This is a genomic window from Ammoniphilus sp. YIM 78166, from assembly GCF_004522215.1.
In the GTDB taxonomy this organism is placed as follows: domain Bacteria; phylum Bacillota; class Bacilli; order Aneurinibacillales; family RAOX-1; genus YIM-78166.
In genome coordinates this window covers 48,411-71,908 of record NZ_SDLR01000008.1, presented here as the reverse complement: position 1 = coordinate 71,908, position 23,498 = coordinate 48,411, and the positions used below count along the sequence as shown (strand labels likewise).

Below are 23,498 nucleotides of genomic sequence, written 5' to 3'. Positions count from 1 at the left end.
AATTTCTCCCTCCATTTTCTAAACGAGCTCTGGGGCTACCATTCGGGTTGTCTTAATAATGTCGCCCTTCCATGAACAGTTCTTGCACCAGCAAAAATAGGCCGTATCTTCCGAAATCCAATACTCATTCAATATGCTTTTAGGATCGTTGAGAGGGTGGGCACAGCTTGGGCAAAATTGGATTCCCTTTCCTGGGATCTTCTCTTCGTTCTTTGACATGCTGTTTCTCCTTTCTAGAGGGGGTTCCTTTGTATCCAAAGGAACCCCGATTTGATCCTTAGTCTACGTTTGCTGGCGACTTTTTCTTCTTTAAGATATCAAGAATTTCGTCAATGTTCGGGGCATAGCGGGTGTTCCATTCTTTGGCCACCTTGAAAAGCATCGGCCCTTCCATGAAAATATCATGCTCTTGCGGCAATTCTATGTTTTCGTTTTCCTCAGGATTACGGAAAACATTCATCGGATCTTCGCCATTCTCCACCTTCCTGATTTGCTCCATACAAAGCTGGCGGTACATAATGATCCCTTTATCGCTTGTTCCCAGCTTTTCCTCTGTTCGATCGGCGATTTCACCTTGTGTGACCCAAGCCATCGCATCTTGGCCGTCAATGTAATCGGTAACGAGCTCGCCATGTTCGTCTGTTAATGGGGCTTCCCAATAGGTGATCGGATAATCCTTCGGAATCTCTACTCCTTCTCCAGGAATAAAGCAGGAATACCAGAGATGGTACGTATTTTTATCATCCATCGGCACTCGGATTTGAAAAGAATGGATGGCTCCATCACCTACTCGAAGCATATTCGGGAATACGACTGGGTGGCCAATTTTCCAGCCATCGCAATCTTCGGTTTGCCCTTCCAATAAGCGGCGTTTAATAATCCCATGCTTAAACACGTCAAATCCGATTTTCACGTGATGCTTGCTGATATACCAGTTTTCAACGTCCTTGTTTTGCTGCTCAAAAACATGTTCAAAGTATCGGCCGTGCAACCACTCCAAGTGGACAGGATCAAGTGAATTCTCCATAATTTGAAAGAAGTTGCAAGGGATTACCGCATATCCGATCGTACGAATAACGTCTTCGCGGACAAATAGATCATATTTCGGCAGGAGCGGTGCAGGCTCTGGGCCGAGGTAGGCGAATAGCAAGCCACCTAAAGATTCCACAGGATACGCCTTGATCTTGATACGATTCTTAAAGGTGCTGTCCGCTGGTTCATTGGGCTGTTCGGTACACTGCCCTTTTTTATTGAAGCACCAGCCATGGTATTGGCAGCGCAAGCCATCTTCCTCAGGGATCCCATACACCATGGATACTCCGCGGTGTGGGCATCGTTCCTGTACAAGACCGTAGTTTCCGCTTCGATCTTTATATAAAACTAAGTCTTCACCTAGCAGTTTAACTTTTTTCGTTGGTTTGGTCTCAAGTTCAGAAACCGCTCCGATGGGGAACCAATACTTGCGAAGCAATTCCCCCATCGGGGTGCCTGGTCCTACTTGCGTTAAGGTATCGTTTTGCTCTCTTGTTAACATACGTTCTCCTCCTCGTATCCCTGATTATTATTTTTGAGAGTTGCTGCTATTTCATAGCAGCAACTCTTTAAACACCCTAATAGATAATTACTTGATAATGCCAGCTTCCTTATAGTAAAGTTCTGCCCCTGGATGTAGATTGGCCGGCGCGACATTCGCCATAATCTCAGGTGTTAAAATCTTAAGATCCTTGTGAAGCGCCTTGATCTTATCAAGATTTTCTACTAATGTTTTGGTAATTGTATATGCTTCATCGATAGACAAATTCGGATCAACTGTTAGAATAGCAGAGGCGTTCGAAGTCGCCACATCTTCTTTCTGGAATTCATAGGAGTTAGCAGGAATCACCCCAGCAGGAATTCCTAACTTCTCATGTAATAATTGTTGTGCCTTTTCGTCTATCGGTAGCATGACTAGCTTCTTAGCAGTCAAAAGCTCTAGCATCTTCCCGTCGGGTGCGAATACAGGCACTCCAAACAAATCAACTTTATTATCCTTCATCATGTCGGCAGCAGGCTTATAAGGTTCATAGTATACTTCCCCGCCCCAACTCTTGATATTTTCATAATTGAAGCCATTGGCTTCAAAAGCATAGCGATTAATAGCTTCGGTTAAATTTCCTCTCTGGTTCACAGCTACTTTAATTGGCGGCTTTTTCTCTGCGATATCTGCTAAGCTAGTAATTCCATACTTATCAGCAAATTCCTGAGTCATTATGAACTGCTGGGGTGCATTGTTATACATGGTTGCAATGGCCGTTACAGCCGGCAGCTTTTCTTTAAACGGCTCAGCACCTTCGAGGCCAGCTTTCACTTCAAAATTATGAGCCAATCCCAATTCAATTGTTCCGTTAGCAGCCTGAATCGTATTAGAAACCCCATTTCCTGTCACGTAACTAAATTGGGTATTGGGTACGGCTTCACGAATGATATTCCCAATACCTTCACCAATGAGGGACCAAAACCCACCAGGTGAGGCACCACCCAAGGTCAAAACCATAGAATCGACGACTTTTGCACCTTGCGGCTGTTGGGTTGCTGCAGGCGTTTCTGGAGCAGGTGCAGAAGCTTGTGGTGAAGCGGGTGTTGCAGGACTTGGTTCCTTAGCAGTCGGTTGTCCTCCGCATCCAATTAACAGCAGAGAACTAGCCATTACGGTAATAAACGATGCAGCAAGTCGTTTCTTCATACTTTTTCCCCCTAGGATTTTTATAGATTTATAGAATAATGCGGTTTAAGCATTACCTTATCGAGAATGGGTAAGGGCCACCGGCTGTTCTTCTGTGCCTGCCTTCACTTTCACTTGATGTTTCACCTGGTTTCGGCTCCTGATGTAAATGACAGCGATTCCAATGGCCGCAATGGCGTTAAGGGTGATATCCGGATAGATCATGGTTAACCCTGAAATTAATAATAGAATGCGTTCCACAAGGTTCAGCTGGGATATTAAGTAACCCTCAAATGCCGCTGCCAAGGCATAAACACCGAATAGCGCTGTAATTGCCGTGAAAATAATCATTCCTACATCCCCCTGCAGGAGTAAGCTCGGTTGATAAACAAACATGAATGGAATGACAAATCCGACGAAAGCCAATTTACTCGCTTGAATTCCAATGGAAAGAGGATTTGCATTCGCTATTCCTGCAGCTGTAAAGGCTGCAACACCCACAGGTGGCGTAATGGCAGATAGGGCCGCGAAAAATACAAGGAATAGATGTACGGGCAACAATTCTAATCCCAGCTGCATAAGAGCCGGAGCAACCAACGCTGCAACCAACACATACACGGAAGGCGTCGGCATCCCCATCCCCAATACAATGCAGATCATAGCCGAAACGATTAAGGAAAGCAGAATGCTTCCTCCAGTCAGCGTGAAAATGAGAGAAGTAAATTTTCCAGCCATTCCTGTTAGATTAATAACCCCGATAATAATTCCCGCCGCAGCTGTCGCTACCGTTAAAGGGGCAATGGAGTAGACCACGCTAGTAAATATCTCAACTAAATGCTTAGGTGTAATCCACGTGCTCCTGCGCACGAAGCTAAAGATGAAAATGGCAGCGATCCCATAACAGGCCGCTAACGATGGCGTAAACCCTTTATGCATTGCCCAGATAAGAATGATGATTGGGAATACATAGTAGAATCCGGATTTGAAGGTTTTCCAGAAGTCTGGAATATCTTTATCATCCATGCCAACCAGGTTCAACTTAAGGGAACGGAAATGAACTTGCATGTAGATCCCTACGTAGTAGAGGACAGCACATAAGATCGTTGCAATTGCTATATCTACGTACGCGATCCCTGTAAATTCGGCCATTAGAAAGGCAACGGAACCCATAATGGGAGGTAGGATCGTCCCTCCAGATGCTGCAGCTGCCTCTACGCCACCAGCAAATACCGGGGAATATCCCCTTTTTTTCATCATTGGGATGTTGATGGAGCCCGTTGTAGCCACATCTGCGGATGGACTTCCTGATATGCTCCCGAATACCCCTGCTGAGCTAACAGCAACCTTCGCCAATCCCCCTACCCGTCTTCCCATAAACACGGCACATATATCGAAAATAAATTGTCCTGCGCCTGCGGCCTGAAAAAAGTGACCGAAAGCGATGAATAAGAACGCGTACGTTGCTGCTACTTGAACAGGCGATCCAAAAATCCCATTTGCGGTAAACACCATCTCTTCTAGGAAACGCTCAAGTGTTACCGAACGATGTCCAAAGGTTCCAGGGATGAGATGCCCTAAGAAAGCGTATCCAATCCCAATTAAGAGAAGAGCTGTTAAGCCAAATCCCAGCGTCCGCCGCGTCAGCTCCAGGACTGCGGCTAGCAAAACAAAGGCAGCAGCCAAGTCAATGTTCGATAGGGGATCCACCCCACTGATTCTCGTTAGAAATGACTTGACGTTAATTACAATATAGGCTCCTGAAAGGAGAGTAAGCACCGCAAAGATATAGTCCATAACACTTGGATTGGCTGATGCTTTTTTCGTGCTTCTCGTCGTCAATAAGGTAATGGGCAGGATAAAAGTCAAGAATACAACACTGTAATAATAAGGACTCATATTCCCTACTGAACCTAGCCAGAGTTCAAAAGCAGACAGGACGAGTGCTAACCCAACAAATAAGTAGTAAGTAATTCCTTGAGGAACAGCCCTATACCCTTCTTGGAACAAGGATGTGAACCACTTTGCTTTTCCTGACATTGTTTTCACCACCAAAGATTTTTTTAAAAGGCCTACACCCTCTACCTTCATCCGAGGGTCTCATCACTCCCTTCAGCAACTCTTTATTCTCCATACCCAACATCTCTTTCACGCTGACCTAAACAATCAATATTCAATATTCTGTTTTTTGTTTGTTGTATTGGTTATATTCTGAATTCTACCTTCACTTTAGACCGTATAAAAGTACCTAGCACCTTCATGCGGGACAATTTGGTATTTATTTTTTGTTTATCACCTTGTTAATAGTATTATATTCGATTTCGTACACCATAAAAGATCTATGAACCTTCATACGGGACACTAATTAAAAATTTAAGACTATTTTTTCTTTTATGATTTGTTTTATAATGTTTATATATTAATTATGGGAGCACTTCCCTTCATGTGGGACAAAACAAAATTAGAAAGGAGAAGTATATGCAAATCAATCCGGACTACATCTTGTCATCGGTTGTGAATGCCCTAAGAATCTTGCGTTCCTTTTCCGCGGAAGAGCCTGAAAAAGGGATACGCGAATTATCAAAATCCCTTGGCATCGGGAAAAGCACGGTCCAGCGACTCATGCATACCATGGCGATTGAAGGGTTTGTTACCAAAGTGCCGGAAAGCCAAAAATACCGGTTAGGAACCTGTTTTTTATCTCTAGGAACCATTATTACCACAAATTTAGAGCTCCACAGGGAAGCGCTACCATTTATGAAAGTGCTTGTTGATCGTTTTTCTGAGTCTACGCATATCGGAGTGCTCGACGGATACGAGGTCATATACTTACATAAAATTGAAGCCAGTCATCCTATCCGCATATTTGCCCATATTGGAAAATATAATCCTGCTCATTGCAGCGGTTGCGGAAAGGTACTTTTAGCGTATAAAGATGATGAATTCATTGATCGCTTCATCACTGAAAAAGGACTCTATCCCTATACTGAACGTACCATTACCGATCCTGCCGCATTTAAAAACCATCTGAAGTTGGTCAGGAATCAAGGTTATGCCGTTGGAAATGAAGAGCTAGGTGATGGCATTCTCTCCATCGCTGCTCCAATCAGAGACTATACAGGATCCGTGATTTCAGCAATTAATGTCGTCGGCCCGAAAGACCGAATAAAAGAGCGAAACATCCCTATTATATCTAAAGAACTTGTTCGAGTGGCCAATGAGATCTCGGATAACTTAGGTTATTTTGGATAAAAAAACGGAATGCGGGATCCAGTCGTAGGAGTAGGAGTAATTACCAGTGATAAAATTGCATGGTTGTACCAAGCGAATCAGAAGAACTATTAACACAGAAGCACATACAAAAAAAGGAGCTCTTTCTATGGTCACTTTGCGTGTCCATTAGATTAGCTCCTTCACTATTTATAACTGAAAAATCAATGACTTCACCGTAACGGGAATCGTCCCTGAAGGTTGAAGCATTTGCCCAATATCAATAAAATCGAAGTCTTGAAGGGTAATACTATCAATCGTGAGCAAGTCATTTTCAACATGGAATTCCTCTTTAAGGATAGATCCTACAGTCCGCGCAAGGTCACCATCCAAGACTACGTAGATTGGCTTCTTATTCTGTATGGTCTGGGGCAGGGCTTCAACTAGACCCTCGGCGAAAGCAGATACCCTTTCGTAAGAAGGCTCTCCCACCCACTGAAAAGCAAGCGCGACCTCCGACTCCCCCTCTATCAAATCAAATGCTTCATAATGCTCCCTTATAGATCGTGCCAAGCTGATGGAATCTATGGGGCCCTTAAGTTCGTAGGAAGGTTTTAATACCTGCAAATTCTTTCTGGGAATCAAGCTTTCATTGGATAGGTACAATGTATTTCCACTGACTTGAACGCTAAATTCTGAAGCTCCGACTACTGTCGCTCTGATGCACTCTTTTGCCGGAAGCAAAGGCCAAGGAATCTCACCGGTTGCTCCCTTCAGCATTAGCGCATGTCCCAGCATCTTACCCAAGTCTCCAAATGATCGCTGTTCGCGGCCATACACATACTCCCCAACCCCTCCGGAGAACAAGACTCCTCCAATCTTTCCCACATTCATCAAGGGAGCAGTCAAGTAGAGTTCCATCAACGGCGAGTCGGATTGTTCGTTTTGGATGATATCCACAATCGCTTGAGCCATCCATGATGTAATCTTTCCAAGTGCTTCAGGTTCAAGTTTATCGCCGAGTTGGAGTGGAATACCTGCCTTCTCGGCGATAAAGGCTCCTCCTGGCTCTAATCTAGTAATTCGATTATTTTCATCATAAGCAATCAATCGCCCACCGATATGAACGGCAGCCGTTTCTACTACTCTTCCTTTTTCCACAATGGCAAGTTTTGTTGTGCCTCCACCGATATCAATGTTAAGTATCCGACATTCCCGTTCATAGGATTCATGGGAGGCGCCCGAACCATAAGCAGCCAAAAGTGCTTCCATATTATGTCCTGCTGAAGCACAAACAAACTGTCCGCCTTCCACCGCCAACACATCTGCAATCGCCCGAGCATTATGTCGTCGAATCGCTTCGCCTGTTAGGATAACAGCACCTGTATGTACTTCATCTGGTTTGATCCCCGCTTCCGTGTATGCATCTCCTACAATTTTTCCAATTGCTTGGTCATCAATTTTTTCGGAGTCTATATAGGGGGTCAGAGTTACCGGTGAGCGATAAATAGAATCCCTTGAAACCACAACAAATCTGCTGGAAAGATCTTTTGCCGCTCTCTTCAACTTCAGAAGAGAAAAAATCACCTGTGTTCCAGAGGAACCAATATCAATTCCGACTGATACTAGCTTGATATTTTCCATTTTATAGAGGACATTATCCTCATCTGTACCATCATCCACATTTTCATCATGATGGTGGTCGTGGTCATGTTCGTGGTCGTGGTCATGTTCATGGTCGTGCATAATACGCTCCCTCTTTCTATAAAGATATTAGTTATTTGAATTTTATTTTAATTTAGACTAAAGTAGGTTTGGTTGTTCTTATAGGCGGAACGTTTTTTTATATTTTTTAATCACCTTATTTTCCATATAGAAGAACAGGTCACTACACCCGTATCATTATTTATAATATTTTAAATTAACAAATAACGAAATGAGAAAGGATACTTATGGAAGCTAGAAAATCAAATGAGGAATACCTCCTTTGGTCCGTCAAAAATGCTTTACGTATTTTACGCAGCTTCTCGCAGGAGGAACCTGAAAAAAAAGTGACAGATTTATCCCTTTCACTTGGTCTTAGCAAAAGTACAATTAGTCGATTATTACTTACTTTAGCCAGTGAAGAATTTGTTACTCAGAATCCCAAGACAAGACGTTATCGTCTAGGCCAATCAATACTAACCCTAAGCAGTATCGCAAGCTCGGAGCAAAACGCCCTTACTGAGTCTCTACCTATTATTCATAAACTTGTCGCATCGATAAATGAAAGCGTTCAATTTATGATTCTTGAAGATCTGGAAGTGTCTTATATCTTTTCCATCGAAAAAAGCCATGCAGTCAAGTACTATGGTCATATCGGAAAAAAGGCACCAGCTTATTGTACGAGTTCTGGAAAGGTGATTATTGCTTACCAGGAAGCAGAATTAATTGACAAAATTATACATCACGGACTCCGACCCTTCACCAGGAAAACCATAACAACGGAGAGGCGCTTTCGTGAGACTTTAGAACAAATCAGAAGCCAAGGCTATGCGGTAAGTGAGGAAGAGTTCCAAGAGGGGATTGTTGACATTGCCGCCCCGATTCGAGATGCTGAGGGTTGTGTTTTTGCCGCCATCTCCATTCCTGTTCCCATTCAAGCAGTGAACCGGAAGAAATTAGCCCATCTGATCAAGGAAGCCCAAGCTGCTGGTAGGGAGATCTCCGAAAGACTTTCAATGGAAGATTAAAAAAGAATGCAGTCCTAGGAAAGGTACATGCCTACTTCTCTCCCGGGACTGTTTTCTTTGCAAGAATCTTCGAATTGCTACCAGCTCCGTATAACAGCAGTACAGTGGTACCCAAAAAGATAGGCATTAGCCCAAAAGTGGAGCCGAAAAAGCCAGCAGCAAGGGGAATAGTGACTTGAATGAGCTTATTTATGGTTACCCGCGTCCCAAGAGCTTCCCCCGTTCTCCCTTCCGGGGAATGATTGTAGGTTAACACAATCGATAAGGGTTGACCTGCGCCTAGCCCCAAGCCGAGCAGAAAAGAGAGGAAGGAAAGCGCAACTGTCGTCTCCGCAGACGGCATAAGTAAAAACGGAACGCTTCCGAATAGCATCGAACTAGCTAGGACTGTTTCCTCGCTCGTCTTTCGAACCAGGAATGGCATGATGACGCGCACAACAAGAAAGGCGCCGGAGTAAATACTTAAGATGATCCCGATTATCGAAGCTGATAGACCAATGGATGCGCCGTAAATGGGAAAATAGAATTGATAAAACCCAATTGCCGTAAGAATGATTCCACTTGTAAAAATGGCTTTGCGCAAGGGAGCAATTCGCAACAGCTCCATCATGCCGGAGCGATACCAAGCCTTGGCCACTTTTTCTTTTTTCTCCCTGGTGAGCCCCAGGGGCAGAGGAATCAGAAGCAGGATAACGCCCGGGATAAAAGCAAATAGGCTAAGCCAGAAATAGGTGAAGGAATGTCCCATATAGTCGATAGAAAATCCAACGAAGAGGGGAGCAATCAAGCCTGATCCTGCTCCCCCAAGGCTAAATAAGGAAAAGTTATTTGTTCGAGATTGATCATCGCTTAGAGCCCCGATTAGATTTTGGATCGCGACATGAAAAAATAGATAAAATGCCCCAATCAAAATTTGGGAAACAAATAAAATGCTTAAATTCTTAAAGATGAAGGGCAAAAATAATCCTAGCCCTACTCCCGCAGCCCCGCAAAGTAGAGGCAACCGATTCCCGAACACATCTGAAATCCGGCCGGCGTGGAAAGCCAGAAACAAGGGAAATAAAGACGAAAGCGCCACTAGAATCCCAAGGGCAACAGGACTAGCCCCTAACTCTATGGCAAACAAGGTAGTCAAGAATTTATTTCCTTTAAAGGCAATCTGGTTCAACACGTTCATGATTAAGATGTAATAGAAAATCATCCCGTACCTCCCTGCACCTCAACCCAACAGGCAATAGAATATGCTTGCCGGGAAAGGCAAGCATATTCCATTTAGTTATTGTACTTTGAAATAATTTCCCCATGCTTCTTAAATCGGTCAATATGACGGTTTACATGCTCCATTGCCTTCTCTGGGCCTGCATAATCGACGGTCCGCTCCTCTGTTTCTAACCATTTCTGGAAGCCTGGATCCTGTACTGCTTTCTCGATCGATGCAACAAGGATTTGCTTAATGTCTTCCGGAAGCCCAGGAGGGGCAGCCAGTAAGCGGTTCCCGCCAAGCCCAACCAGCTCAGGGTGCCCTGCTTCAACGATGGTTTGGAGGTCCGGCAAGCTAGGGTGTCTGGTTTCCCCAAAGTAAACAATCGGCACCACATCGCCGCGTTCAATATAATCGATTACGCTCTCCAGTGATCCAAAAGTAATATCGGAATCTCCCCGCACGAGGCTTAGAATGACCTCACTTGTTCCATCATGATAAATATGATCGAACCCAAGCCCTAATGTATCGCTAAAAATGAGGAAGGATGTGCCCGAAGTCCCTGAAAAGCCGGAGGACGAGTAAATGAATTTATTGTTTCTTGCCAGCAGGTCATCAAGCGTTTTGATGTTGGATTTCGGACTGGCCACCATGACCTGAAACTCGTCCGTCAATGAGGCCAGCCAAGTCCATTCCTTCATAGAATATTCAACGCCGGGTTCACCTTCGGTAGCCGCTAAGCCGGAATTGACAATATTGAAGAGATAGCCATCCGGAGCACCCCGGTGCAATTTGGTTGCCGCCACTTTTCCATTGGCTGCGCCATCATTTTGGACGATAATATTCACGTTATTGGGAAGATGCTTTTCAATGAATGGAGCTATGCCTCTTGCCCAGCTGTCATAGCCTCCACCTTGCTTGCTGCCCACGAGGAAGGTAATGTTCTTTTTCGGATAATCTGTCTTTTTCTGTTCCTGATCCACAGGAGCCGTTGTTTCCTTTGCAGGAGGGCTGCCCGTGGACGCGCTTTCATTTGACGACGAAGGGGCACCACCGCACCCGCTAGCGATAAACATAAGAGCGCCAATCATTGCCACCCATTTGAGGGAAATCCGATTTTTTGTCATTTAATAACCCTCCTTCTTCACTTTTTATTCGGTAAATTATAGTAAATCCATCTTCAAAAAGACTACAAAGAAGAGATAAAGGAATGCAAGATATCCTGCAGTCGCGTATATGCTCTTTAACCATGGAAAGCGGGCTAGGACTCGGAAATAGAATAATAAGCTCGCAAAGATCGCATATATGAACCCAAGATAGTAGACGAGTGCCGTGACGAATACAAGCCATAGGGAAAAATGGAGCCGTCTTTTTTTTTCCTCGCTTGTTTCCTCCATGACTTCAGCATCCATCCGGAAGGCTTCATCATTGCTTTTTTGTTTTTGAAGCGTCCATTCTTTCCATGCAGGAATCCATGCTTTGCCTAATTGCCACAGCAATCCCAAAAAGGTTGGGATTAGGATTAACAGCGGAACACGGATGCTGGCGAAGCTTTTCGCCTGGAAACAAATGATCAGGAAGGCCAAGGCGATCAGCGTCAAGCATGCGATAGTAACCTTTTCCTCCAAATGAGTTTTCATCGGTTCATCTCCTTCCCGTTATGACACATTCTCATCTTGCCATGGCTTTTGCAGCTTTTTCGCTTGCCTCCGGCTTTGCCATGAAGGGTAAAAGAAAGCGACTAGCGTTAGGATAAGCAAAATCAAACTGAACGGTCTGGTGAAAAAGCCCAGATACCCCATTCCGCTTACCGTTTGCTGAAAAGAGATTTCCGTCAGAGAGCCTAAAACAAACCCGATGACCATTGCAACTCGGGGAAATCCGTATTTCTTCATTTGGAAACCAAGCATCCCAAAAAACACCAGGACGAAGACATCGACCATGGATTGCTTTAGGGAGTATACGCCAATGATCGTCAAGAAGATAATGGCTGGCGCAATGTATTGGCTTGGCACCTTGGTAATAAACACTAGATATTTTCCAGCTATGGACCCCGCAATCGCTGTCACGATTCCCCCGACCATCCAGGCGACCATAAGTAGATAGACGACATCCAGATTTCTCAGCATCATCTCCGGACCCGGAGAGATGCCATGCAGGATAAGCCCTCCCAATAGGATAGCCATCGCAGAGCTGCCTGGTATTCCAAATGCCAGAGTAGGCAAGAAGGAACCAGCCTCCTTGGCATTATGAGAAGCCTCGCTGGCAATGACCCCCTCCACCGCCCCTTTTCCGAACCGCTCGGGGTGCTTTGAAAATTGGGCTGCCTGACCGTAGGCCAAGAAGCCGGCAACTTGACCGCCAACGCCTGGAACCGCTCCAATAATGATTCCGATGATGGAGGAACGCAAGGTCACTCCCCAATGCCTGAAGGCTTCCCAAAATCCTTTGAGAATGCCATCTACCTTCATGTTTTCATCGTTTTTTGAAACGGTTTCATTTTTGGCGTACAGTGAAATAGCCTCACCCAAGGCCATTAGTCCAATGACCACGGCAACCACAGCAAGTCCGTCTTCCAAATGGATATTGTGGAAGGTAAAACGCGAACTTCCATTGACTGGCTCGCGGCCAACAAAAGAAAAGAGAAGCCCAAAGCCCGCTGCAATCATGCCTTTTCCGCGATTTCCCTTGGTAACCATCACGATGACAGTTAAACCAAATAAGGCCATCATGAAAAACTCAGGATAGGAAAAGGCTAAGACAATTTCGCGCGAAAAGGGAATCAGGAAAATAAGCGCAATGAACCCAATAATGGTACCCAGGGCTGAGGACATCATGACGGCTCCGATGGCAATGCCTGCTTTACCCTGTTTAGCCAACGGATAGCCATCCAAGGTAGTGGAGGCATTTTCCCCGCTGCCTGGCGTATTGATGAGGATGGCAGGTATGCTTCCTCCTAACGGGTTGGCCCCATAGGCCGTAATCAGTAGCACGACGGCCATCCCCGGATCCATGCTGTAGGTTAAGGGCAGAAGCAAGGCAATAGCCATCCCTCCGCCAAGTCCCGGAAGTGCGCCTACGAGCAATCCCAAAAGGGCTCCCCCGATCATGAGCCAGAAGTGTACTCCTGTAAATAGAGTGACAAACGCCTCTATCAAGGGCTGCATTAGTCTAAACCTCCTCTCTTTTACAATGAAGGCTTGACCATATCTATTTATGATCAAGCCCGAGCAGAGTTATTTCGTTACCTTTTTTGTTAAGTATTGCTCGATGACTCTGTCATTGAGCTCTATCGATTCATCAAATTCAGGAGCATTTTCAATTTGTTCCAAGTCATTTAATCCACAATATTTATAGATGCGATTAATAGCTGATATCAATCGGACAGGACGATCCGGATTGGCATTAAAATGCTGATGAATCGTATTTGGGGGAATATAGATGACGTCCCCTGCCTTCCATTCGAATTTCTTCACCTCATCTTGAGGAACAAACTCATAAACGTCCCCGATTTCCACATCACAGTCCTGATGTAAATCATAGCCTTGCCCTTCTAGAACATAGAGGCATTCTTCCGCTAAATGGCGGTGCTTTCCTGATTTGCTTCCCGGCGGAATGATTTGCATATAAGCGTCAACCGTTTCCATTCGGGTGTTCATTTGTTCATTGATTAAATGTTTTAGTAATCCTTGGCGAGACATTTCCCACGGCATGTCCTTAGGCTTAACTATTTTTTTCCGCTGCTGGTCGCGAATCGGCTTAGTGGCCGCATCATCGAGCAGGTCCTGATAAAATTTTTGGTTTTCTTCGCCTTGAATCCATTTTTTTGATTCATCCCATGCCATCTTTAAAATCCCCTCACTTTTTAGATTATTCAGATATTAGAACCCACAAATTAGTCATCCAGATGATTAAAGTTATCCTCATAATGCCTTGGCTCAAATCCTCTTCCTTCAGGAGTAGGCTCTGTTGGGCGTGCTACCACATTTTTTTGGAAGAGCATATTCATGAACAGGTACATCGGCTTGGTTTTAATGACCAGCGCACGAGCTGGCTTATATTTGTCTGCATTAAAGTGTTGGTGAACGCAGTTGTTATGAACGATGGCCACATCGCCTGCTTCCCAATCATAGCGGATCGTATCATGGATTTCGTAGCCTTTTCCGTCCAAAATATAGAATGCAGCTTCATTTACGTGGCCATGCTTTTGATTGGTTCCACCTGGAGCGTATTCTTCCAAATGGATGTGAAGCGTTTGCGTCATGCCATCCACCGGCTCTACAAAATGCTTGCTGAAGGATTGCGGGCCGTCCATAAATTTGATTTCATCCCCACGGATGACTCTTGGCAAGGAACGGAGTCGTTTCAATTCTTCCTTTAGGTTATACTTGCCTTCCAGTCCTCTAACGAATACCCTAGGTTTCGTGCTTGTGTAATGCGATTCACGCCCCAATATTTCCAACCCCTTTTCTCGTTTGGTTTTCCTTCTACATTTCCAAGTATATACTCTTCTCTGTTTTCGTTGCATAGCGATGTAATAACACTAGTATTATTGGGAATGAACAGGAAATCCTTTCAAATTTAAGTAGTCCCTGACGAATTGAACTAGGGCAACAATTTTCTCGGATTGGATATGCTTGCGGTGGAAAACGAAATGAACATCTCTTGCCAGAGGTTTGGCAAGAGCCAAAGGGAGCACGGCCATTTGCCCATTTCTCACATCTTTTTCTATAGAAATCCAAGGAAGAAATGAGATTCCGTTTCCCTCCAGAACCATTTTTTTAATGCTATTTACATATTTCAATTCCATAATCGTATTGGAACGCAGGCCTTCTTCCCTGAACAAACTTTCAATTCTATAATTTAGGCTTCTGCCTTTTTGATACGTGATTAAAGGCTCATCCTTCAAGTCAAGAATTCTGATTTTTATCTCCTTGGCCAGAGGATGTGAGGGAAGAGCAACAGGATAAAACAGGTCCTGATAAAGCTTGGTTTTGATTAAATCAGGATGCTCCAGGTTCGTGCAGACAAATCCCATATCTACGACCTGATCTAGTATCATTTCAAATACTTCCGCGGTCTGACCGGTGTAAAGAGACAGGTCCAGGTCAAGCTGATGGCAAAAATCCGGGATCATTTCAGATAAGAAATAGTAGCTGACGGTATGGGTTCCGCCTAAAGAAAGATGAGGCTTGCTGTTTTCCCTAGGATTGCTCATCGTTTCCAGCCCATCGCGTAGAACGCGCAAAGACCGGTCGACGGCATCATAAAAGGCTTGTCCGGCTGGAGTAATTTCTACTTTTCTGCCCACGCGGATGACCAGGTCAACGCCCAATTCTTCCTCTAGCATTTTTATTCTAACGGTTACGGTCGGTTGGGAGATATTCATTTTTTTAGCTACAAGACTAAAATTACGATACTGAACCAGATTCGCAAAGGTTTCCAAATGAAGCAATTCCATGATGCTCCTCCCCTCTTGCATGTTGGGCGAACTCCATAAATAGCTTAGCGGCTTGGGAGAGTTCCAGATTTCTCTTGAACACAAAAACGGTATCCCTCTCCTTTATCGGCGGATTTGGCGGAATGGTGATCAGGCTGCCCTTATTCAAATCCCTTTTGACTGAAATATAGGGCAAAAAGGTGATAGCGCCCATTTTTTTCACAAATTTTTTCACTAGACCCACCTCATCGACTTCAATGACGACACGGGGTTCAATCCCCGCATGGGCAAACCAGTCCTTGATCACTTTCCATTTGCGAGTATGGCTAGCATACCCTATAAATAGATAAGGCTTAATATCTTCCGGGCATAGTGTCTTGCGTTCAGATAGAGGGTGGCCCTTGGCGAGAATGGGCACAATTCTATCCTTGAACCATAATTGGCTCGTTACGCCGCCTTCATTCACAAAGTGATTGGCAATGCCAAGCTCCATATACCCATCGCTGATCCGATCCACCAATTGATGATTGGAGCTTTGAACGATTCTAATCCTGATATAGGGATGCTGCTCTTTGAACCTTCTGATCAGGCCGGGCAGAATGTAATTCGTGATATTGGATGAAACCGCGATGTTCAATTCCCCCTCTTTTTTGGAGACTGAGATTTTTTCGCAGCCTTCATCAAGAATGTTCAGAAAACGCTCCACATAGACTAAGAATTTTTTGCCGTCCGCACTGATTTGCAGTCGCCTGCCAACCCGGTGAAAGAGTTCAATATTCAATTGGCCCTCCAGCTTTTGGATCCTCGATGTTACCGTTGAAACGGAAAGATACATTTCATCGGCCGTCTTCGAAATACTGCCTAGCTGAGCGACATGCTGAAACGTTTTCAGAAGCTCTATTTCCAATCAGAACCCTCCATTTTTAGGCATTTCCTATTTAAATTCTACACATGCCGATATTAACCTTTCCGAAAGAATAGATGAAAGAAATCGTTTTATTAATAAACCTATTAGAAATCCGACCGAAATTGCATACTGTATTTGTATTATGATGGTAATACCACGAAAAGAGGGGGTTTTATATGAATTCCGCCAGTACATTACTAGATGCGAAGACAAAAGTAAGCACCGCTTGTCGGCTGATTAATGAAAGTGGATTAGGGGATTACAGCGGCCATGTGAGCATGAAGGTACCGGAATTGGACGGATTCTATATTAATGGACGGACAACCAGCAGGGCTGCGCTGACCCCCAACGATATTCTCTTATGCACGATGGAAGGAGCAAAACTGCAAGGAAGCGATATTCCGCCTTCAGAGATTGCCATCCATACTCAAATTTATAAGCATCGCCCGGATGTAGGATGCGTAGCGCATTTCCATCCGCCGAATGCCGTGTTATTTTCCGTTCTGGATCGTCCCCTAATCCCCGTATTCCTCAAGGGAGCCATGGTTGGCCCCGTTCCGGTCCATGACAATCCTCGCCATATCAATACCATAGAGAAAGGCGACGCGCTCGCTACTTCGCTTGGGGATGGAAAAGCCATTCTGCTCAGGGGGCATGGCGTCGTTGTTGTGGGAAAAACGGTAGAGGAAGTGTTCTTCCTAAGCATTTGCCTAGAGGAGAATGCCAGGAGATACTATCAAGCCCTAGCCATAGGGGAACCGAAGCCTCTATCGTCGAACGAACAGCTGGATCTTATCGGTTCAGGCTATAGGCAGGAAAAATTTAAAAAGATCTGGGACTATTACTATTCCAAATATAGTTCGGAGATTTAGCCCAATAAAAAAATCGCTGCCTTGCCATTCCAGCAAGGAGCGATTTTTTTGCTTCCCTTCTGACAAATTATCTCCCTATCTTTGGCTTGGTCGGAAGGATATAATGAGAACTAGTAGAAACACATGGGGAAGTGAATAACGATGTCTGATTCAACCTTAAAACGGTTTGGCGTTTCAATGGATGAAAAACTGCTGGAACAATTTGATGAGCTGGTTAAATTAAAAGGCTATGAAAATCGTTCCGAGGCCGTCCGCGACCTAGTCCGCGATGCGTTAGTAAAGAAGTCATGGGAGGATGATGAGCAATTCGTCGCTGGCAGTATCCTGCTATTCTATGATCACCACCAGCGAGATGTATTGCATGAAATTACGGATATCCAGCATCAGATGCATGACTCAATCCTAGCCACCACCCATTTCCATCTAGACCACCATAATTGTTTAGAAATAATTGTAGTTAAAGGAAAATCCAAAACATTACGCAAGTTCAGTGACCAACTCATTAGCATTAAGGGCGTTAAGTATGGAAAATTCACCGTCGCTCCGATTACGGATACATTAACCTAGTTTTTGCTTCAGCCATTTTTGGGCCTCTTCCAGTCGAATCGGAATCTCTGAGGGAGGTCCATCCCAAACCTCCTCCAGCAACTGAGCGGCGATAGGGCGCTGAAGATTTGCTTCTTTAATCAATTCATGATTTGAAAAAAGTCTATGGGGAGAGTACGTCCCTAAACAGGATCCCGCTTTCATGACAACCACTTCATCTGCCCATTCGGCAACCAGCTGCATATCGTGAGTCGCTACGACTACTGTTTTACCCCTATTTGCTAACAACTCCATAACACCTTGAATTTCCCTTTTACCGACCGGGTCTAGAAATGCCATAGGCTCGTCGAAAATAACCACATCCGTTTCCAGGGTGAGCACTCCAGCGATTGCCACCATTTTTTTTTGACCATAACTGAGCTCACTAGGGTTACATTCTGCTAAGTGTGATAGATTTAATAGAGTCAGATAATAATCCGTTCTTCTTTCTAGCTCCTCTCGTGACATATCCTTTTGAGCAAGGCCAAAAGCGATATCGTCTCTTACCGTCAGCGAAACGATCTGATCATCTGGATCTTGGAAAACGATGCCTACGCGTTCCGTCATCTCATCTCGATTTTTTTTCGTAATGGATTGACCACAATATCGGACCTCACCTGAACTGGCCAAGAATAAGCCATTCATATGGAGCAGCAAAGTAGACTTACCTGCCCCATTTGCCCCAACAATCGCTGTTTTTTTCTTTTCGCTAATCGACAAAGAAACGTCCTCCAATGCCGGACGTTCCCCCTTATATTTATACGTGACTTTCCTAAATTCTATCATCGGCTCCACCATTTTTCCTCCCTACCATTTATCTAAAATAAACAGTCCAAACACAGGCAGTACCCAGCAAGCTACTTTCCACATATCACTTTTTAATCGAATATTCGCAGATATCCTGGTCACGACAATGCCACGGTACCCTCTTGATAACATTCCAATATACACTCGCTCAGCACGGCTAAACGAACGAATGAGCAATGCTCCAATTAAGCGTGAAAGCGTTACGTAACTGGACAGAGAGAACCAATGCCTGGTTTTAAATCCCCTGCTTTTCAAGCTTTTCAGCATACTTCTTGCTTCGGCCCCGAAAACCTCCATATAGCGTAAAGTAAAAAGAATCATCTCCACAAATATGGGAGGAACCTTTAACTGAAGTAAGGATTGGAAGAAGACGGGTAACGTTATTTGATAAAACATAAACGTGAGTATTTGGACAGTAAACAATAGTCGACCTGAATAGAGGCATGCCTTTTCAAGGCCAACAGCAGAAATAGAAAAAACATCGCCGATCCATATCTCCTTTGCCCCTTCGTAAAGAGGAAAAAAAACGAAAGTAAACAAGCAGAATGGCAGAATCAGACGAAGCCTCTTCCCAAGGAATTTAAGAGGAATTCTCTCCAGTGTCAGCCAGCCCTGTCCCAATAAGAGCAACCAAAATAGCGTTTCCAAGGAAGTGATAGAGACCCCCATTACAATGATTAGAAGGGCCCCAATCACCTTTAGTGGCGGACTTTGAATCCATCCTGTCATCTTGTATTTCTCCCTGCCCATTTCCCAAACAAGACAAATAGGACATAGGTTAAAAATACTCCTATCACACCAGCTAAACTATCGGATAGCCAAGAATCAACGTTAGGTAAGCTGTAGTCTGGAAAGGGAGAGGAGAGATAAGAAGTAGCCGTGTGAATGTAGCCGGTATCTTCCCCCGCCTTCTCAAATCCATCAGGATGGGAAGAAGCGAACAAAGAAAGTACTCCTGCCACCACAAACGATAGTGCCAGCCAAATCCTCACTTGTTTGTTCATTTTATGAAGCCGCCCTTTCCTCAAATATTGCACCAAATGAAGACTTTAATGCAAATGGCAGTACTGCTGCCGTTATCAAGCCTTCCCCAACCCCGATGAAAGCGTGCCAGAATAATAGAGAGCTCATCGCCAAATCGAGGGAAACCACGCCAGAAAGCGCTAATTGAACTGCCCCTATAACAGCAACGCCCATGACAGAAAACCAGCTGCAGATAAAAGCTCTTCCCGCTTCAGGCAATGACAGCCTTTCAAGCATCTTATAAACCAATGCTGCAATCCCCGGGGCAATAATGGCCATATTCAAGATATTGGCTCCCATTGCGGTAATTCCACCATCCTGAAAGACAAGGGCTTGAATAGCAACCACCGTTGTCATGATTAAAGTAGCCGGCCAGAAACCGAACAGGATAGCTGCCAATGCTCCACCGATAAGATGTCCGGAAGCAGCTGCGCCGAGTAAGGGAAAATTAATCATCTGCGCTGCAAAGATGAAGGCGGACATAGCCCCCAGGACAGGCACTGCCCTATGATCGAGCTTTTCCTTTGAATACTTGACACTCTTGGCTAACACAAATCCAGTCACAGCAGCCGTGCCCACCCAGACTTTTGGATCTAAGATTCCGTCAGGAATATGCATACATTTTCCTCCTCTAGTCATATCGGTACTACGAATTACATTAATAGTAGCACGATATAGGAGCACTTAGGTTTCATGCGTTCTTTTATGCGGAACAATTCGAAGTAATAATTTCAATAATTCGATTAATGAAAAAAGCCTCATCCATCTAGGATGAAGCTGTTGTTACCTCTTTTGGAATCATAGCTACAACAATATTACCTAGCAAGATCACAGCCGCAACAAAGTAAAAGGCAGCCATCATGCCAAATTGGTCAGCAAGAAGCCCGCCAATTAATGGGGATGAAGAAGACAGAATGGACTGAGTTGTAAATAGAAGGCTTGTTGTGGTTCCTGCCATTTTTTGCGATGTCCGCTCCATGGCCCATGCTTGCATAACTGGTCTTAAGGAATAAAGGAAGAACCCTAATAAACCAATACAAATGATTAATAACCAATCGTTTTGCACCAACACAAAAACTACAATCATAATCGAAGTCATGACCATTCCTGACATGATGACTTTCCTAGCTCCTACTTTATCGGAAAAGTGCCCCGCAACCGGAGCTGCCAGCATGCCCCCTGCTTGCAGAATGGTAACATAAATCCCCACCCATAATGGAGAAAGAGATAATTCAAAGGCCAGATATAACGGGATAAACGTAAGCAGACCATTCTGGGCCATAGATCGGATTCCACTCGCCAATGCTATGAATAAAACAGATCGATTCTTAAATAACTCCACTAGTCCTAGCTTATATTCCTCAAAGCTAGCACCTTGACCTTCTTTCTTCTGCTTCCCTGGAGCATTCAAATTTCTCAAGAGGATAAGGATAAAGCCGGCAACCAAAAGGCCAGGGAACACATTCCAGTAGATGACTGTCTTCCAGCTCATGGAAACTAACAGAGTTCCAATGATGACCGGCGCCAACAGGTCACCTAAGTTAGCCGCCATTCCATGAACACCAAAGGTAAATCCCCGCTGTCCAGGATAAAGAGCGGATAAACTGGAAAACGAAGCAGGATGCCATAATTCATTACCGATCCCCATAATAGCCACCCAGATAAGAAACATCCAATAAGTACTAGCCATCCCCATAAATAAATAAGGAAGTCCTGCAAGGCTAATGGATATGGCCATCATGATACTCTTTCGGCTTACCATATCGGTAACGGCCCCGATTGGCAAGCCAACAAAGGACTTCACCAAATACATAAAGGTAATAAGAAAGGTGGCTTGGGTGATCGAAAATCCAAATTCTAGAGAGATGAAAGGCAGCATGATATAAAAGGATGCAGGATACCAGTGGGTAAAGGTATGGCCCAAACATATCCCCCAGAAAGGAGGATCCTTAACGGGTTTGATCTGGGGTCTCTGCTCCGGCTCGGAGATCACAGGGTTCAAATGTAAACCTCTCCTTTCGTCTCAGATTTTATAGTTTACTGTAATGGTAGTCCCATACTTTTTGAATATTTCTTGGCTGCCATATAAACTTAGACATTTCCTCAATCTCCTGTTCTTCCAAGGAATGGGGATAACCAAGCTGCCCAGCCATATATTGACGATAGGCATTTTCTTCAAGAAATACGCTCCGTACAAATGTATCTACAATCGTTTCCCCGACAATAACAGCTCCGTGTGCTTTCATGAGAGCCATGTTATTTTCCCCAAGCTTATCCGCTAATTCATCCGCAATCTGAGTGTTACTGATAGAATGAGATTTCGCAAACACCGGTACATGACCCAGCACAGCTCCTTGGATCGTTACCGGCCTCAACGGAATTTTAGAAATGGTAAACAGAGTAGACCATTTGGGATGAGTATGTGCCACCGCTTGAACATCTGGTCTGCGCTTGTAAATCTGTGTATGCAAGGGATACTCATTAGGGGGGCGACCCTCACCTTCTACTACGTTTCCATCTAAGTCAATAGCGATAATATCTTCTTTGGTTAAGGCACTCCTGCTCGCCGAGGCCGAATTAATAAGGATCCATTCGCTATGCGGTATGCGCACGCTAAAGTGCCCGTTAAAATCAAGATGCTCTGCTTTTTCCATCATTCGAATCGCATCCGCTAACATCTGCTTTAAATCAGAACTCATTTTCCTGCTCCTTCCCACGTTTATTCCTCTATGAACCTAACGCAATGAATCCAGCTCCGGTCATCGCTACAAGTGAGGCTAGAATAACCGTACGCGTAATTCCTTCTTGCGTTTTAAACACCCATGCCGAAAGGAAAATGGTCAATATGACATCGGTAGAAGCGATAAGGGCAACTTGGGAAACTCCACTATATTGAAGAGCAATAAAGTAGAAAATTTGCCCTAGGGAAGTGGCAACTCCTGCCCCAAAAAGCCAAGGCTTAAATTCGGTAAAGGTGGATATGATCGATCTCCGATTAGCCTCTTTAAAAAGAGATATCAGTCCGAAAATCAACATGCCCACTATCGCTCCCAATAGGGTTCCAAAAAAGGGATCTGGAATTTCCGTTAAACCTTGTTTTCTCACAACATATCCGACAGAATAGGCCAAGGCCGAAACGATCCCATACACATAGCCAAGGCTGGCAATTAGTTTCCACAAGTCTTTTGCCACTAGTCTTCGTTGGGGTGGAGAACTTGGTTCAATTGCAGCGGCTATTTCTTTTTTGGCGTTCCGCCAATTGGCCAAGGATTCTCCGACCAACACAACGGTGCTGCCAAAAATCAAGACCATTCCTAAAATAATGAAGCTAGTAAGTGTCTCCTGTAGGAAGAGAATACCGATCATAACTGTAAAAAAGGGGTTTAACCGCTTAATCGCTGAAGCCCTGACAGAACCCAGATGCTGAATCGAATTAAACAGAAGGATCCTTCCGATAAAAGATGTTAGGACTCCTGCTAGTGCAAACCACAGCATACCTTCTGAAGTAAAATCAGGAAATCCATTAAACCATCCTGCTCCCAAAAAGAAAATTCCAGAAATAACAGCTGTGAGAAGAATGGAAAGAAATGCCCCATTCTCACGGGACTGAGGTGTCGTTCCTTTTTTCACCATGACATTCGAGCTGGCAAAAGAAAGAGCAGCCAATAAAGCAAACCATTCTCCCACGCTTTTACCAGACCTGGATAATATCCGCCGCTTCAACGGCTTCCCATAGTGTTCGCACCTCAAAACCATCCTGCTCGGCAAGACTCCACTCATCATCTACGGGGCGTAGACCAATGATCACTGAGATTTGCTGATTCCTGAGTTCCTCTGCAAAGGATTTCCCTCCGGTGCTGTAGCCTAATATGGCGACTCTTTTTCCGGTTAAATAGTTGGGTATGTTTACATTTTCCATAATGATAACCTCCACTTTTCTGTTAATTAAAAATGTTATGAGTAATTTTATTCTACAAGGTTACTCATTAGAAAAGTTGAAGGAGTTCCTTTATACGGAACATT

At 44.4% G+C, this 23,498-nt stretch carries 25 protein-coding genes; 4 read left to right on the top strand and 21 right to left on the bottom strand.

Going from position 1 to position 23,498, the window contains the following annotated elements; genetic code table 11:
• Nucleotides 1-18: 18 nt before the first annotated feature.
• The 4 genes from EIZ58_RS27530 to EIZ58_RS27515 all read right to left on the bottom strand — a co-directional run bounded on the left by EIZ58_RS27530 (nucleotide 19) and on the right by EIZ58_RS27515 (nucleotide 4,738).
• Nucleotides 19-219 carry a hypothetical protein gene (locus tag EIZ58_RS27530; RefSeq protein WP_134704190.1) on the bottom strand — a complete coding sequence of 67 codons (201 nt, stop codon included), beginning with the start codon at nucleotides 217-219 and terminating at the stop codon, nucleotides 19-21.
• Between the two features lie 58 nt (nucleotides 220-277).
• Complete coding sequence (locus tag EIZ58_RS27525; RefSeq protein ID WP_134704189.1) at nucleotides 278-1,534, bottom strand: aromatic ring-hydroxylating dioxygenase subunit alpha; 1,257 nt, start codon at nucleotides 1,532-1,534, stop codon at nucleotides 278-280.
• 87 nt (nucleotides 1,535-1,621) lie between these two features.
• A complete protein-coding gene (locus EIZ58_RS27520; RefSeq protein ID WP_134704188.1) occupies nucleotides 1,622-2,722 on the bottom strand; it encodes a TAXI family TRAP transporter solute-binding subunit in 1,101 nt (366 codons plus the stop codon).
• 57 nt (nucleotides 2,723-2,779) lie between these two features.
• Nucleotides 2,780-4,738, bottom strand: coding sequence for a TRAP transporter permease (locus EIZ58_RS27515; protein ID WP_167578005.1), 1,959 nt, complete (start codon nucleotides 4,736-4,738; stop codon nucleotides 2,780-2,782).
• A gap of 438 nt (nucleotides 4,739-5,176) precedes the next feature.
• Here EIZ58_RS27515 and EIZ58_RS27510 point away from each other — a divergent pair, with 438 nt between their 5' ends.
• Nucleotides 5,177-5,950, top strand: a complete 774-nt coding sequence (locus EIZ58_RS27510) for an IclR family transcriptional regulator (RefSeq protein ID WP_134704186.1) — start codon at nucleotides 5,177-5,179, stop codon at nucleotides 5,948-5,950.
• A gap of 168 nt (nucleotides 5,951-6,118) precedes the next feature.
• Here the strand turns inward: EIZ58_RS27510 and EIZ58_RS27505 are convergent, their stop codons facing one another.
• Entirely contained in the window at nucleotides 6,119-7,654 is a 1,536-nt protein-coding gene (locus EIZ58_RS27505) for an ethanolamine ammonia-lyase reactivating factor EutA (protein WP_134704185.1), read from the bottom strand.
• Between the two features lie 206 nt (nucleotides 7,655-7,860).
• Here EIZ58_RS27505 and EIZ58_RS27500 point away from each other — a divergent pair, with 206 nt between their 5' ends.
• The gene (locus EIZ58_RS27500; RefSeq protein WP_134704184.1) at nucleotides 7,861-8,640 is read left to right on the top strand and encodes an IclR family transcriptional regulator; all 780 of its coding nucleotides are present in this window, start codon (nucleotides 7,861-7,863) and stop codon (nucleotides 8,638-8,640) included.
• A gap of 31 nt (nucleotides 8,641-8,671) precedes the next feature.
• Here the strand turns inward: EIZ58_RS27500 and EIZ58_RS27495 are convergent, their stop codons facing one another.
• The 8 genes from EIZ58_RS27495 to EIZ58_RS27460 all read right to left on the bottom strand — a co-directional run bounded on the left by EIZ58_RS27495 (nucleotide 8,672) and on the right by EIZ58_RS27460 (nucleotide 16,188).
• The gene (locus EIZ58_RS27495; RefSeq protein ID WP_134704183.1) at nucleotides 8,672-9,841 is read right to left on the bottom strand and encodes an MFS transporter; all 1,170 of its coding nucleotides are present in this window, start codon (nucleotides 9,839-9,841) and stop codon (nucleotides 8,672-8,674) included.
• Between the two features lie 71 nt (nucleotides 9,842-9,912).
• Nucleotides 9,913-10,968: a tripartite tricarboxylate transporter substrate binding protein gene (locus EIZ58_RS27490; protein ID WP_134704182.1), complete on the bottom strand. Its 1,056-nt coding sequence runs from the start codon at nucleotides 10,966-10,968 to the stop codon at nucleotides 9,913-9,915.
• Between the two features lie 36 nt (nucleotides 10,969-11,004).
• Nucleotides 11,005-11,481: a tripartite tricarboxylate transporter TctB family protein gene (locus tag EIZ58_RS27485; protein WP_134704181.1), complete on the bottom strand. Its 477-nt coding sequence runs from the start codon at nucleotides 11,479-11,481 to the stop codon at nucleotides 11,005-11,007.
• A gap of 18 nt (nucleotides 11,482-11,499) precedes the next feature.
• Nucleotides 11,500-13,008, bottom strand: a complete 1,509-nt coding sequence (locus EIZ58_RS27480; RefSeq protein ID WP_134704180.1) for a tripartite tricarboxylate transporter permease — start codon at nucleotides 13,006-13,008, stop codon at nucleotides 11,500-11,502.
• Between the two features lie 69 nt (nucleotides 13,009-13,077).
• A complete protein-coding gene (locus tag EIZ58_RS27475) occupies nucleotides 13,078-13,686 on the bottom strand; it encodes a cupin domain-containing protein (protein ID WP_134704179.1) in 609 nt (202 codons plus the stop codon).
• A 50-nt stretch (nucleotides 13,687-13,736) separates the two neighbouring features.
• Nucleotides 13,737-14,294 carry a cupin domain-containing protein gene (locus EIZ58_RS27470; protein ID WP_205672371.1) on the bottom strand — a complete coding sequence of 186 codons (558 nt, stop codon included), beginning with the start codon at nucleotides 14,292-14,294 and terminating at the stop codon, nucleotides 13,737-13,739.
• A gap of 96 nt (nucleotides 14,295-14,390) precedes the next feature.
• Nucleotides 14,391-15,302 carry a LysR family transcriptional regulator gene (locus EIZ58_RS27465; protein WP_167578004.1) on the bottom strand — a complete coding sequence of 304 codons (912 nt, stop codon included), beginning with the start codon at nucleotides 15,300-15,302 and terminating at the stop codon, nucleotides 14,391-14,393.
• Nucleotides 15,253-16,188, bottom strand: a complete 936-nt coding sequence (locus tag EIZ58_RS27460; RefSeq protein WP_134704176.1) for a LysR family transcriptional regulator — start codon at nucleotides 16,186-16,188, stop codon at nucleotides 15,253-15,255. The genes EIZ58_RS27465 and EIZ58_RS27460 overlap by 50 nt, the downstream gene beginning before the upstream one ends.
• A gap of 176 nt (nucleotides 16,189-16,364) precedes the next feature.
• Here EIZ58_RS27460 and EIZ58_RS27455 point away from each other — a divergent pair, with 176 nt between their 5' ends.
• Nucleotides 16,365-17,060 (top strand): class II aldolase/adducin family protein, encoded by a 696-nt coding sequence (locus EIZ58_RS27455; RefSeq protein ID WP_134704175.1) that lies wholly within the window; start codon nucleotides 16,365-16,367, stop codon nucleotides 17,058-17,060.
• Between the two features lie 141 nt (nucleotides 17,061-17,201).
• Nucleotides 17,202-17,627 carry a nickel-responsive transcriptional regulator NikR gene (gene nikR / locus EIZ58_RS27450; protein ID WP_134704174.1) on the top strand — a complete coding sequence of 142 codons (426 nt, stop codon included), beginning with the start codon at nucleotides 17,202-17,204 and terminating at the stop codon, nucleotides 17,625-17,627.
• Here the strand turns inward: nikR and EIZ58_RS27445 are convergent.
• From EIZ58_RS27445 to EIZ58_RS27410, 8 genes are all read right to left on the bottom strand, one after another.
• Nucleotides 17,619-18,431: an energy-coupling factor ABC transporter ATP-binding protein gene (locus EIZ58_RS27445; RefSeq protein WP_134704302.1), complete on the bottom strand. Its 813-nt coding sequence runs from the start codon at nucleotides 18,429-18,431 to the stop codon at nucleotides 17,619-17,621. The two genes, nikR and EIZ58_RS27445, sit on opposite strands and share 9 nt — an antisense overlap.
• Before the next feature lie 21 nt (nucleotides 18,432-18,452).
• Nucleotides 18,453-19,181: a cobalt ECF transporter T component CbiQ gene (gene cbiQ, locus EIZ58_RS27440; protein WP_167578003.1), complete on the bottom strand. Its 729-nt coding sequence runs from the start codon at nucleotides 19,179-19,181 to the stop codon at nucleotides 18,453-18,455.
• Entirely contained in the window at nucleotides 19,178-19,456 is a 279-nt protein-coding gene (locus tag EIZ58_RS27435; RefSeq protein ID WP_134704172.1) for a PDGLE domain-containing protein, read from the bottom strand. Before EIZ58_RS27435 ends, cbiQ begins: the two co-directional genes overlap by 4 nt.
• Nucleotide 19,457: 1 nt before the next feature.
• Complete coding sequence (locus tag EIZ58_RS27430; protein ID WP_134704171.1) at nucleotides 19,458-20,093, bottom strand: energy-coupling factor ABC transporter permease; 636 nt, start codon at nucleotides 20,091-20,093, stop codon at nucleotides 19,458-19,460.
• 148 nt (nucleotides 20,094-20,241) lie between these two features.
• Entirely contained in the window at nucleotides 20,242-21,468 is a 1,227-nt protein-coding gene (locus tag EIZ58_RS27425; RefSeq protein ID WP_240689439.1) for an MFS transporter, read from the bottom strand.
• Nucleotides 21,469-21,505: 37 nt separating this feature from the next.
• Complete coding sequence (locus EIZ58_RS27420) at nucleotides 21,506-22,174, bottom strand: class II aldolase/adducin family protein (protein WP_134704169.1); 669 nt, start codon at nucleotides 22,172-22,174, stop codon at nucleotides 21,506-21,508.
• Between the two features lie 28 nt (nucleotides 22,175-22,202).
• Nucleotides 22,203-23,162, bottom strand: a complete 960-nt coding sequence (locus tag EIZ58_RS27415) for a DMT family transporter (protein ID WP_167578002.1) — start codon at nucleotides 23,160-23,162, stop codon at nucleotides 22,203-22,205.
• A 4-nt stretch (nucleotides 23,163-23,166) separates the two neighbouring features.
• Entirely contained in the window at nucleotides 23,167-23,394 is a 228-nt protein-coding gene (locus EIZ58_RS27410; RefSeq protein ID WP_134704167.1) for a hypothetical protein, read from the bottom strand.
• Nucleotides 23,395-23,498: the final 104 nt, after the last annotated feature.